The 12,786-nt window shown below is 59.9% G+C and carries 11 protein-coding genes; all 11 read right to left on the bottom strand.

Translation table 11 applies throughout. The annotated features are described in order from the left end of the window. Nucleotides 1-15: 15 nt before the first annotated feature. Nucleotides 16-246: a hypothetical protein gene (locus tag KW835_RS13845; protein WP_218383280.1), complete on the bottom strand. Its 231-nt coding sequence runs from the start codon at nucleotides 244-246 to the stop codon at nucleotides 16-18. Nucleotides 247-463: 217 nt separating this feature from the next. After that, nucleotides 464-1,018, bottom strand: coding sequence for a thymidine kinase (locus KW835_RS13840; RefSeq protein WP_218383279.1), 555 nt, complete (start codon nucleotides 1,016-1,018; stop codon nucleotides 464-466). 11 nt (nucleotides 1,019-1,029) lie between these two features. Then, nucleotides 1,030-1,332, bottom strand: coding sequence for a hypothetical protein (locus tag KW835_RS13835; protein ID WP_218383277.1), 303 nt, complete (start codon nucleotides 1,330-1,332; stop codon nucleotides 1,030-1,032). Between the two features lie 158 nt (nucleotides 1,333-1,490). Beyond that, nucleotides 1,491-1,793 carry a hypothetical protein gene (locus KW835_RS13830; RefSeq protein WP_218383275.1) on the bottom strand — a complete coding sequence of 101 codons (303 nt, stop codon included), beginning with the start codon at nucleotides 1,791-1,793 and terminating at the stop codon, nucleotides 1,491-1,493. Between the two features lie 242 nt (nucleotides 1,794-2,035). Next, nucleotides 2,036-2,701: a hypothetical protein gene (locus tag KW835_RS13825; protein WP_218383274.1), complete on the bottom strand. Its 666-nt coding sequence runs from the start codon at nucleotides 2,699-2,701 to the stop codon at nucleotides 2,036-2,038. Between the two features lie 279 nt (nucleotides 2,702-2,980). Then, nucleotides 2,981-4,867 carry a DUF4942 domain-containing protein gene (locus KW835_RS13820; RefSeq protein WP_218383273.1) on the bottom strand — a complete coding sequence of 629 codons (1,887 nt, stop codon included), beginning with the start codon at nucleotides 4,865-4,867 and terminating at the stop codon, nucleotides 2,981-2,983. A gap of 605 nt (nucleotides 4,868-5,472) precedes the next feature. Next, a complete protein-coding gene (locus KW835_RS13815) occupies nucleotides 5,473-10,398 on the bottom strand; it encodes an SNF2-related protein (RefSeq protein WP_218383272.1) in 4,926 nt (1,641 codons plus the stop codon). A 245-nt stretch (nucleotides 10,399-10,643) separates the two neighbouring features. After that, a complete protein-coding gene (locus KW835_RS13810) occupies nucleotides 10,644-11,396 on the bottom strand; it encodes a hypothetical protein (RefSeq protein ID WP_218383267.1) in 753 nt (250 codons plus the stop codon). A 117-nt stretch (nucleotides 11,397-11,513) separates the two neighbouring features. Continuing rightward, entirely contained in the window at nucleotides 11,514-11,825 is a 312-nt protein-coding gene (locus KW835_RS13805) for a hypothetical protein (protein WP_218383265.1), read from the bottom strand. Next, nucleotides 11,825-12,175, bottom strand: a complete 351-nt coding sequence (locus KW835_RS13800) for a hypothetical protein (RefSeq protein WP_218383263.1) — start codon at nucleotides 12,173-12,175, stop codon at nucleotides 11,825-11,827. Before KW835_RS13800 ends, KW835_RS13805 begins: the two co-directional genes overlap by 1 nt. A 74-nt stretch (nucleotides 12,176-12,249) precedes the next feature. Further along, on the bottom strand, nucleotides 12,250-12,651 hold the full coding sequence (locus tag KW835_RS13795) for a hypothetical protein (RefSeq protein WP_218383262.1): 402 nt from the start codon (nucleotides 12,649-12,651) through the stop codon (nucleotides 12,250-12,252). Nucleotides 12,652-12,786 lie beyond the last annotated feature (135 nt).

Below are 12,786 nucleotides of genomic sequence, written 5' to 3'. Positions count from 1 at the left end.
TGCGGTGGTGATCGGCTACGCCGACATGGCCGGTGCAGCCCCTGCCGGCAGGAAGCCACAGGCGGTCTCCTCCAGGCCAGTGATCTTCGCCAACTCATCTGCGCAGCGCATGTAGTCCCGATCCCCGGTTTCCGAAAAAGCGGCGTTCAGGGCGGCTTGCACGCGAGTCAGATCCACGGTGGTGCCGTCGTCAAGAGTTGCAATCCCTCCCAGGATCGTGACATTGCGGGGTTGTGATTGATTCATGGTGATCTCCTAAGGATGGCGAGCACCGGCCCCGGGAGGCTACAGAGTGCCCGCGTTGCGGTGTTTTGAAGGTTTCAGGGTGCGCGCGCTTCAATACGCGCTGTTGCATGCCCGCTAGGACCGCCCAAGCGAGCGCCAATGGCGCTCAGAGCGGCGAACTAGGGGCTGTGGCAGGGGTACCCTGCCCTTTCGGGCGGATCCCCCCAGTCGCGCCACCTCAGGCTTCGTAGAAGCACTTGGGGCACACCGGGCGATAGCGGGTGTCCCCACCAATCTCCAGCTCAGGGCCTTGGCGCACAGGCATGCCCGAGCCATCGACGCGCTGGTTGAGGGTTGCCTTGCTCCCGCAGCCGCAAAGCGTCGAGATTTCATGCAAGGCATCTGCCAAGGCGAGTAGCCAGGCCGCGCCTTCGAAAGGGCGTCCCTGGAAGGTACTCCGCAGCCCGAAGCACGACACACGCAGGTCTTGGCCAGCGCACAGGTTCTGGTGGATCTGCTGGACTTGGTCCGATGTCAGAAACTGTGCCTCATCGATCATGACCTCGTCGATGTTCACAAACGCAGCACTCATGGCAAAGACGGTTTCTCGGTGAAACACCTGCGCGTCGCACTGAGGCCCCATCCGGGAGGTCACCTTGCCAACCTCAAACCGGTCATCAAGGGCGCTGGTCAACACCAGCACTCTCTTGCCGATCGACAACAGGTTGTGCCGGCGCTGTAGCAGCGCAGTCGATTTGCCACCGCGCATGGTGCTGTAGTAGAAGTCGAGCATGGCGTGGTTACTCACAGAGCCGACGATATTGCCGCGCAGCTGCGCACCTGGTGGTGCGCGTCGGCTGCGAGCGCCTTGCGCGCTTCAGGCGAACAGATGCGCCAATGGTCGTTGGCAACGCGAACCCGGCCCAACCGATCAAGGTTGGCGATATCGAGTGGAAGGATCTGGCCCTTGAGCGCCAGTTCAGTGACCATGGCCTCTCGGGACGCATAGAGCGCCTCGATCTTCACCTGCGATCGAGGGGAGCCCTGGAAGGCATCCTCCATTTGCCGAGGGGTCAGCGGCTTTGCGGCCGCAGCGGTAATGTTCACATTCATGTTGTCTGTCTCCAATGGGTCGGTTGGCAGGCGCTCCCCCACCAGGGGCCAGTAGCGCCCGCCGAGGGGTTGAAAAATAGCGGCTCAACTGGTCTGGAGAGCCTTTCGCAGGGACAAAGCGCGCCAAGTCTGGGACTCGGCGCACTGGCGATCTAACTGGCCACCAAGGTCGCGCTCGCACCAACAATGCCCATCGACTGGAGGTAGTCGAGCAACCCTGCGGTATCGCGCGGGTGGCGCATGAAGCCATACGTGATGAGCCAGAGGCCGTCCGGATCTGGCGCACCAGACTCGGGGTCCAGATTGTCGTAGTCGAAGATCGAACGACCCATGGCGTTATCCACGTGGGCCCGGAACTCACCTCTTTCGTCGCAGTCCACCACCAGACTGAGCTGATGATTCGCCGAAACCATCGAGGTGGAGCCTTCGGTACGGTTCAAAGTTGCACGTGTCATGACATCTCCTTAAAGAAATCGCCAGGCACGGCCCCCCCCGGGACACAAGCACCCGGCAGGTTGAAAATTCGGCATTCGCCGCGTGATTGCTGAATCGCCAGGACGGCACGGTCAGCTACCGTATCGATCGCAAGCAGTAGGATCGCGATCAAAGTCTTTCCGAAGCCTCCCGCATGGCGGCTTGGGAAAGACCGCTTCCTTGTGGGAGGCGGCTTCACTGTTCTGAGCCCTCACGGGCCCTTTCAATCAGCAGGGACGAGGTCCAGCTGAACCAACTTCGGGTTGAGCAGCACGTCACGTCCCAGCGAAGGCGACAAGCAACCGTCCCAGGTCCCGCGAGCGTCATCCCAGGAAGACAGATCCACTTGGTGGGCATCTTCAAGCGAGCCGCACACGATCTTGGCCTGTCCAGCGCGCGCAGCAGACGCGGGGAGTGCCACGAGATAACCGTCCTCCAAGAGCAGGTACCCGTCGAAGATAGGGTCCCACAGCGCGGTGCCACGGGACTTGCCATCGAGCAGTGAGCATGCTGCTCCCGTCCACCCGTTGAAGGTTTGCAGGTCGAAACCCTGAATTTCAGGGATCAGGTCTTGCAGCGTGGCCTCGGCCGTAGCGGTGCGTGCGGCGTCGTGAAGCGCCCGAACAATTTCAAGGCGAAGCCTGGCAGTCGCCAGCTGGGCGGAAGCACCGTCGAGGTGGCCACAGGTATCAAGGGTAGTGTTCAGCACATCGAATGCTGAGTCGATGCGGAGCACCGGATCGGCGACGGGCTGAATGCGCACCTTCGCGTTGTTTGTGTTGACGTTGAGGCAACACGTAGCCCACTCGATGCTCACTGCCTCGCCCATGAAGGGACTGGCCTTCGAAATGTCCACGCGCCAGAAAAAGGCGTGGTTGTATGAATGCATGGTGCATCTCCAGAATGTTGGATGTGCACCGGCCCGTGGGCAGCGATGCCCACCCGGGTTGAAAAAGACGCTCTAACGAGCAGTAATACTGATTGTTTGAATTCCCCAGCTTGGAATATGAGCCCAGGATCAACCTGAGACAGCAATTTGGCTTCCCAATGGAACCTCGAAAGAAGTTCCAGTAGGAAGCCAGCACCGGAGGTGCTGGCCGCCTTATTTGTCGCGGCCCGACCAGGCAAAGTCTACCAAAAGGGAGACTCAGCCCAGCCGGGGAGCGACCTATGCAGCGAGCAGCAAAAGCTGCTCGGGTTCTCCACCGCTGGCCTGAACGGGCGGCGGGTTGCCGCCCATCTCAAGGGCCGCGAGGGGCGCCGCCGTGGGCAGCGCCGCGCCGCATTGGAGGCCGTGGCTCTCGTGAACAACCTCCATGGCCTGAGCAAGCCTTTGCAGCTTGATCGAATCGCCATCTTCCTCTCGGCCCTGCGCCTGCCTGAGCGCGCTGTAGGTGATCTCACTGCTCATGAGAGACGTAAGGCGGGTACCAGTTGTCGCCCGCTGTGCTGACAGAGACTTCTCGTACTCGTCCTTCAAGGCCTCGGCCGTCTCGTACTGTTTTCGGAAGTCATCGTTCGCCTCAGCCATGTCCCCGGGTAACCACTGGCGAAGCCTTCCGACGAATCGGTTGAGCCTCTCCATGACCTCGGGGTTGCGTGCTGAGACATGAATTGTCTGCGCGCCGGCAAACCAGCGATAGCGGAAATACCGGGTATCAACGCTCGCGCCAGTTGCCAAACCCTTGTTTAGGGAAGCAACGATCCCGTCGTACTCTCCCGTCCCGCCATGAAGGTAGTGAAAGCACTTGTCGATGTCCCCGAGTATTGCTTGCGCCTCGTAGTCAAGCGTCTTGAAAGAAGTCTTCATCCTCGGGAGAATGAACCGCGTCTTGCGCAGGCGCATACCAATGCGGTGTTTGTCGTTGGACTTGAAGCTCTTGTAGAACACCACGTTGTCGTTGTTCCTTCCAATGATCGTGTCAAAGAGCTGGACCATCATCTCCTCGAAGATGTTGGGCATCGCTTCGACAACCCCTCGAAAGAGGCCGTGAATATTCGCCTCGGTGAAGGCCAGGTCGTAGATGTGGGCAGCGGATGCCTCCAACTTCTTCCTGGCCAGGTTCGAGAGCTTGTCGCTCAACAGCGAGCTTCGGAGCACCGATGCCCACGCCCGCTTCTTCAGTTCTTTGTAGCGCTTGCAGAAATCCTCGGTGGCCACTTCACGAATTGGCAGTGCCATCTCGCGGAAGTCTCCTCCCAAGCCCTTCGCCTGCATCTCCTCCAAAGTGAGGCCGAGCCCCCTCGCAAGGTGATCGGCCACAGCCATGCTTTCGCTTGCCCTACGCGCGGCAGCGACGGCCTGCTCGAAACGAAAGCAGGCATCGCCTGCGAAGTTGTTGGGTAGAGCAAGCGCATTGCACACGTCGGGATCTACCTCCCCCGGTCCTTCAGGACACCGGGCGAGGTCTCCAAGTAGCTTCTCGATCTCAAGGTACTTTTGAGGAGTCTTGTCCAAATGAATCAGGGCGACCTCAACCTCTGTGACCCGCTCCACGTCACGAACGAACTGATCTTTTAGGAACTCCACCGAACCGTGGCGCTGAATCAAATCCGAGAGGCGCCGTCGATCCTGGCTGTAAGGATTGCGAATGGTCTCCGCATTGATGATCGCAACGAGTTCGCCATCCACGAGACAGTCCCAGCCATGCAGAACGTGCGCGCAACCCGCTTGAAATGGCGGATTTAGGATGAGCGTGGTTACCGTGGCAAGGGACCGTATGTCCAGGAAATCGTAGCCCAGTATGCTCACACCCATTTCCTTGAGATGGGGGTGATGCGCGACGTCGATCTCCACCACCGATCGCTCGCTGATGCCACTGTACTTCGTGCGCGCGTACTCGCGGAACCGACTGCCGGAGGCATCCCCCTCGTCAAGTTCCGCGATCCATGGGATCTCGTCATCGGTGAGGTTCGGGAACCCCTCCTCGGCGTAGTGCAGCAGGTGGCCGCGCCCCGCACTAGGATCGCACACGTGCCGCACCGAACGCTTGAACTTCGACCACATGAGTGCTGCGGTGCGTTCCCCGGTCGGGTAAAACTGTAAGGTATCCATAATGGTCTCCTGATAGACGCGGGACCACCAACCACAGCGGGAAAGGAGGCCCCGCTGGGTGAAAAATTGAAATTGCGCCAACTGGCGCAGAACCCTGCGTGCGGAGTTGAGGCCGCTAGTTCGGTTGCTCTTCCTGCGATGGATACTCAACGAACAAGGGGTAGGGACTCCATCCAGATTCGTTCTTCAACGTGATCACACGGCCCCGCTTGTGGCACGAGTCCACGCGAAAGTCAGCAATGCAGCCGTCAGCCTTGTACTGTTTGGCCAAGTCATGTGCACGAACGAAACCTGATGGTGCGCGGGAAGCGCGCGTGGGGTGCGCAAACGCCAGATACATGGAACCTCCGATTGAAATCGCAAGCCCCACTCCCATGCGGGAGCAGTGCCCGCGTGGGTGGATAAAAGCAGCAGTGATGCCGCTTGATGAAATGCCTCAGGTGAGGCGTGGTGCTGATTGTTTGAATTCCCCAGCTGGGAAATTGAGCAAAGGCACAGCCTCTGCATCAAATCGACTTTCAGAAAGGCCCGCTGAAACAGTTCCCTTCGGAAAGCCGCCAGCAAGCCCCTTTCGGGGCCTGCTGGTGCTTTGTTGATGGATGGTATCAGGCTCCAACAGCTTCCTCGGCCAAGGCCGATTCGTCCACTGCAGACAGATCCCCCACATTGAGATCGAGCATGGTATCCAGCTCAATCTTTCGACGCTGCAGGAACTCAAGCCGCTCCAGCTTAGGAAAGGGTGTCTCGACCTCTCGGCCAAGATCCTTCGACTGTGCGCGCAGGCGCTCCACACCGCGTTGCAATTGCTTCGTCTGCGACGCCAGCCCATCGAGCAGGGTATCGACGGAGTTGAGCACGCTTCCCCAGGATTTCTCCATGGTGAGCGTGTACTCCATCGAGCCCTTGAGCCAGCCCTCCAATTGGGAGGTGGCGTCCCGCTCAACCAACAGGTCCAGGCCTCGGTATGTCGCGATTACAACCGGCCCACTGCTACGGGGCAAGGATTGCACGAACTGCTTAAACGCTTTCGCAGCATCGCTCGCAGGTACATCGCCGAATCCTCCTACCTTGAAGGCGTAGGTTCCGGCTGGTGCGCCCGCGACGGTGAGCGTGTCGGCCGACATGCGAGCAATCTTCTGTTCCTCAGAAGCAATGCGCGAGGGCAGGTGCTTCAAGTTCCAGAGGTTTGCTTGCCGGTCTCGCTGCCACTTGTCATGCAGCATGGTGAGCTTGGCGAGTTCTGACTCGACCCCACATCGCTCAATCACCGCAGGATTGCCACTGGCCAGCGCCTTGATCTCAGCGTACGTCAGCGCCTCAGATGCCTCGTCCAGTGTGCGAAGCGTTTCATCACCCCGCATCAACTGCTCGATGAACCGTTGCTTTGACTCCACCAAGTTCATCATGTACACGTCGAACGAACCACGCGTTACCACGTAGTAGATCGAGACCTCTTCGCACTGGTTGCCCTGGCGCAAGATCCGGCCTTCGCGTTGCTCGATATCAGAAGGGCGCCAAGGAACGTCCATGTGCCATATGGCACACAGACGCTCCTGCACGTTTGTACCGGTCCCCAGCATCGAGGTACTTCCCAAAACAACCCGGATCACCCCCGCTCTCACGTCCCGGAACAGCGCGGCCTTTGCCGCGTCAGTAACGAATTCATGGATGAAGGCGACCTCGTGGCGAGGGATTCCCAATTCGACCAGCTTGTCACGCAAGGCGTTGTAGGCGTCGAATCTCCCGTCGTTCTTCGGCGTGCCGAAATCCGAGAACACCAACTGGGTACCCTTGAAGCTTGCCGATTCGGTCCACTTCTTGAACACCCCCTTGGCGCACAGCGAGATCTTGTTCACCTCAGTCTCCTCGGCGAAAGGGTCCACCATCCGGAGGTCCAACGCCGCCTTGCGACCGTCACCAGTCACGAGCAGCATGTTGTCATCCTTCGGTTTCACCCCTCCGGCGCGGAGCCTCTCAGCACGCTTCACCAGCGTCTCAACGTACGCCTTCAGTGCAGGGCCACCGTCCGCGATGACCGTCTCGCGACGGCACCTTGGAACAGGCAGATCCAACATTGCGGATGTCTTGATGTCGGCCACCTGCCGGAACATCTTCATCATCTCCACCACGTTGGTGTACTTCGCAAATCGCGTCGAGACCCGATATCCGCCGCCGTCAGGCGCCAGTTCAAGGCTTGTGACGGACTCACCGAAGTTGCCAGCCCATGCATCGAAGTTCGCCACGCCCTTTGCCTCCAGGGCCGCCTCCTGAAGGAAGCGTTGCATGGTATATGCCTCTCCCAAAGCATTGCTGATGGGCGTTGCGGTCGCGAGGACGACGCCCGTTCCATCGCCACGAAGACGATTGATGTGCCTGCACTTCACGAACATGTCGAAGGCCCGCTGAGAGTCCTGATTGGGCAAACCAGCGATCCTGTCCATCTTCGTGAACTTATAGAGACTTTTGAAACTGTGCGCTTCGTCGCACAGAATATAGTCAACTCCAAGCTCTTCGAAAGTTAGAACGTTGTCCTTCTTCGATTCGCTTGAAAGCCTTTTAAGACGCGCCTCCCAGGACTTCTTGGCTCTCCCCAGTTGCTTCACGATCTTATTACTTTTCGGTTCGCCGTGGCGTTCACGAATTGCATCTTCAATCTTTTCCACCTCTTCTGCAATGTGCTCCCTCATGTACTGGGCGCCCATAGGGATGCGTTCAAAACTGCAATGAGTGATGATTACGCAATCCCAGTTGCCGGTGGCAATACGTGACAGCATCGTTCGGCGCTTGTCGCCATGGAGGTCATCTTTCGACGCGACCAGAATGTTCGCGCCTGGGTAAGCCTCCATGAACTCACGCGACACCTGTTCGATCAGATGTGTGGGGATCGTTAGCATGGGCTTGGTTGCCCTGCCTACGCGCCGCAACTCCATCGCTCCGCAGATCATCTCCAAGGTCTTTCCTGCCCCCACCGCGTGGGCCAACAGGACGTTGTGGTTCGTCGAGAGAAGCCGCCAGACGGCGTCCTTTTGGTGCGCTCTGAGGGTAAATGCCTGCGACATGCCAGGAAGCACCAGGTGCTCCCCGTTGTATCGCCGTACAACGTAGCTGTTGAACTGAGTGTTGTAGGCCTCGGCGAGCATCTCTGCTCTGGCTTCGTCCGACCACACCCATTCCTTAAACTTCGCCCTCAGTTCGTAGAGCTTCTCCCGCGCGGCGATGGTCTCGGTGGTGTTTGCCACCCTACTGCCGCCGCTCTTGCTGTCGTACACCGATGGCTCCTGCTGGTTGAGGGCAAGCTCCATCAGTCGCCCACAAGGCACACGACGAGTCCCATGGGTCTGCGTTGCCGCCACGCTGGTTTCACAGCTGTAGGGCGAATCAACCGACCACGTGCCCACCGCGAGGTTCACTTCCACGGTATGCCTGCTGAAGGGACCTTCGCCCACCTCCAGGATTTCGTCCAAGAACTGCGCGTAGACCGGCGCAGGGATCCAGGTGGACCCGATGCGCGGCGTAATCTCGGCTGGCGTGAGCTTCTTCGGCTGAACTGCCAGCAAGGCCGCTACGTTGCGCTCAAAGCGCTCGCCAGCGTCCTCCGCGAGGATGAGCTTCTCCCGGACATCGCCCGAGAGGTACTCATCCTCCACCGCCCAGTTCATGGTCGCCGGATCGAGGAACACACAGCCCTTTTGCTCAAGGTCCGCCATCACCTCTTCCTGGCCCATTCCAACCAGCCCGCCAATCCGCTCGGGAACCACCCGTCCGAACTCGGAGAGCGACACCTGAAGGGCGTCCTGAGTGCTCTCGCACCGGGACACCTTCTTGGCTGCTCCCACCGTGCGGTGGTAGAAGATTGCCGCCTTATCAACGGACTTGCTTCCCTCCACCCGGCACTCCAGCGACATGAGCAGCGGCAGATCGGGGTCGGCCTTGAACGCTGCTCGATTCAGTTTGTCACCCAGGTAGCCCCATTGCGCGACATACAAGTCGTACGCAATAGACAGTGCGGTACGGTAAACGCTAAGCATTGCTTCGTCTGCATTCACAGCTTGCGCTGCAATGAGGCGTCGCACCGCATCGCGTATTCCGATCATTCCCGCCATCCGCGCTAGCACCTTCTCGGATGCCTGGACAGGGCGGGCCAGACCGTCGTCAACCTCGCAGACCTTGCCTTCGATCAGCGTTAGCCCAGGACGCACACCCTCACCAATACGGAACGCCTCGCTACGCGGCTTTCGCTGCGACTGGGGGCGTGGTGCATAGATACCCTCGGGGAGGTTCGCTATGCGCTCCTGAAGCGCTTGCTTCAAGTCGCCTTCGAAGGCGCAGATAGTCCGTGCTCCGTAAGCGCTTGACTCGTGGGTCAGCTTGCCAACTACCATTCCGGGGTTCCTGGCGAACCAGGAATTAACCGTAACGGCATTTGAGCTGTACCAGGCGTTCCCGTTGATAGGTGAGCCCTTTGGCAGCGCGGTGACGTTGATCCAGGACTTGTCGTGCTCCGTCGTTCCAACTCGACGCTTGAAGATGAGGACATCCGTCGTTACCGACGTATTGGCCATTTTCTTAAACGTTGAATCAGGAAGGCGAATGGCCCCGACCAGTTCAGCCTGGCCAGCCAGATACGCTCGCGCGCCATCCCGCATGGAGTCCATGGTGAAACTGGACGTGAGGATCACGACCAGGCCGCCAGGCCTAACCAGCTCCAACGAACGAGCGATGAAGTAGTTGTGCAGGTTGAATCGCGCGAACGGGACATTGCGAACCTCTGCAGCCTTGGTCTGGCCAAACGGGACATTGCTGATGACGCAATCGAAGCTATCTGCCGGCAGATTCGCTTGCTCGAATCCCTTGTTGAGGACCCGCGCCCCGTACTGCCGGTAGAGCTTCTTGGAAATGCGCGACGAGACGTTGTCTACCTCCACGGCGGTCACCGTACTTCGCTCGGCCACCTCCTGGGGCATGGCGCCCAAGAAGAAGCCCGTGCCGGTGCACGGATCAAGGACTCGACCGCCCGTGAAGCCTACCCGCTGCGCCATTGCCCACATCGCCTCGACCACCTCCACAGGGGTGTAGTGAGAGTCGGTTGTGCTGGCCATGGCTGACGCGTGCTCTTCCGCACTCAAGAATTCCTTGAGCTTGGCTGAGCGGTCGAGCCACGCGGTATCGCTTTGTTTGAGGTTGAATGCCTGAGGCAGACCACCCCAACCTGTGTAGCGGTTCAGTACCTCGCGTTCCCTTGCGGTGGGATCACGTTCTTCTTTCTCCAGCTCCCGAAGGAGCGTGATCGCCTCGATGTTCGCGTCGAACTTCACCACCGTACCGCCCAGCTGGGCATGCACGTCGGCGAAGAGACGCGGCCATTTCGGCTTGACCGGGGCGCTTGGGGCAGCGGCCGCTATCGTCTCCACGACGCATGAAGCGACGGGGGCGATTGGAGCACTGAGCAGCCCCGGGACTTGGTTGGGATCCTCGTCAGGGTCAAACCCTGGGAGCCACAAACAAGCCGCTGCGATCGGATTGATCTTCATGTGTGATGCCTTATGAAAATATCCAACAGGCACCACGTCCCTGCGGGACGTTGGGACCCGCTGGGATGATTGAGATTGATGGGCCGCGCGAAGCGGCATGTGAATTGAACTGCTAGGTGTTTTGGCTCTCTAGCTCAGAGCATGTGAACCACTGGGCAAGCCGGTGGTGTCAATCCTTCACTTCCCGAAGATCTCCCTATAGAAGCTCTTGGGGAAGCCCTCGCTGCGCGAGGACTCCGATTCGGTCAGAAGAGCCCCATCTGGACGGGCGCCTCTTGGACCAGCGCCTTTTGCGCCGCAGTGTCTACCGGAGCGGTAAACATGGACGCTTCAAGCGACTTGTGCAGGACATACTCCTGGACTTCTCCATTCGCCCGCCAAAAAAGGATGGCCATACGCTTCATCTCCAGCGGGTGCTCGTAGATGACCACAGGGTGCCCGTTGACGGCCCTCCAGCTGATGGAGGCTCCCCGAAAGCCCATGGCACGCCAACCAGCCGAACGGCTTTGCTCGTCATGGGCCTTGGCCTCCTGAACGGAAAGAGGCGGCACAGTAGGCAGATCACGGACGAAGTGGACTGCCTTTGCGCAGACCAGGATCTTTCCCTGGACCTTCACCAGCAGCCCCGTGGAGTCGCCACGTCGCCGGGCGTGGATAGCTGGGGCATCCCGCCAGTCAATGAACTCGACCGTGTCGCCCTCGAACATCTCGGGTGGCACGAGCCGATAGCCCTCAGCCCGATAGTCCCCGGAGTACCCGCCATGGAGCACCGAGAAGATCGCATGGAGGTAGCCCTGGTGGTCGATCGCCCTGACGCCAACGATGGACTTTCCATCAGCCTCAGCGAGCCGATCGCCGCAGTACGCACCAGCCATCCTGACCCATTCCTGGGCAGGAAGGACGACGCGGTGTGGCTCAGGGTCTGGAGTCGCGAAGGACGCACAGCGCTGAGCCGATGTCATGGGCCGCGCGCGGACCATGTGATTGAGTTGTGTCATGAGTACCTCGAAAGTGCGCGGGATCACCCCCCAGTGGGAGGATGCCCACTGGGTTGTGATTGAGGCCCCGTAAAGGACCTTTGCGCGCCGAGGCGCTTCTGAAAGGGTTACCCTAGCTCACAGCACGAGCTGCAGCTGGTGGCAGCGGCCTGAGGCCGCGATCTCCCGATCACTCGCTGGAAACAGCTGCAATGGGGAGAAGGTATCTACCTCTCCGCTGAGCAGGCGCAGGACCACCTCGTAACCCTGCGCGTGCTTGAGCGCAAGGATGCCGACGACCTGTCCGATGTTCCCGGCACGCTTGTCTCCGGGCCCTACTCGGTACCACTGACCGTTGTCTATCGCCTCGTACCTCACGAGCCTGCTAAGGTCCACGGGACAGGCGTTGACGCGCGTCTTTCTCGCATTCACCCTTGCAGCGCTTGGCATCAATGTGTCTCCAGGCGGAACCTGCGGAGCCAATGTGAGCCCAGCTGGTTGCGCACCTGGCGCAAAAGCCAGCCATCCGGCATCCTGTCGTCGGTTCCCCTGATCCAGGCCTCCATCAGGCGGCACTTCCATGTGCGGCCGTGTCGCGCTGCGAAGCGTTTGAGGGCCTCCAGCTGCTCGGGCGTTGCACCCTCGCCGGCTCCCTCACACTCCCCACTCCCGACGGAGGCGGTTGTGGCGTTGATTGCTTCGACGCGCTTGACCAGCGCGAGCTGGTAAGAAGTCAGGCTGGGTCGCTCGTGGCGAATGGCGCTGCTCGACACGAGCGAGGCATGTCTTTCATTCTGCATTCTGATTCCTTTGGAAAACGCGGAATGCGGCCCAGAGCGGGCGGCACCCGCTGGGTAAATAAAATGTCTCGTGATCAGGCGCTCCGCACGCCCAAGCCCTTCCACAAGTCGGTGGATGCCTGCCGCGATTCGGCCTCGGTGAACACAGGCCGGGGTTTGGGTCCCTCCTGCCAATCCAGACCAAGTGCTGTTGCGAGAACGCGGGCCGTGCGTTCGTTCAGGTTGTCGCCTACGCGGTACCGTGCACCGACAAAGATGGCGGAGTTTGGCGCCAGCGGCTTCAGGTCAATGCCCGGTACGGGTTCATCCGTCACCAGCGAGCAGCTGACGCCGTACCAGCACTTGATGCGTTCGCCGACACTGCCGTGCGCTTTGGGGGGCGGGCCTGCCGGATCGCGGGATTCGCTTTCAGGGTATGCCAAGCCGGAAGCAGCCGAGGCCGGCGCCGATGGCACAGTCTTCTCTATCGTTTGCATGGTCGCTCCAAAAAAAGCGAGCCATGCCCCCGATGCGGGACTTGGCCCGCAGGGGTTGAAAAGGGTTTTGCTGAATTGTTTGACTCCCCAGCTGGGAGCTTGGTCATGAGCTGGATAAACCAGATCAGTGATTCT

The sequence above is a fragment of the Acidovorax sp. sic0104 genome, from assembly GCF_019219095.1.
Lineage (GTDB): Bacteria > Pseudomonadota > Gammaproteobacteria > Burkholderiales > Burkholderiaceae_C > Acidovorax.
The sequence above is the reverse complement of the archived record's forward strand: the minus strand, read 5'-3'. Positions and strand labels throughout refer to the sequence as shown.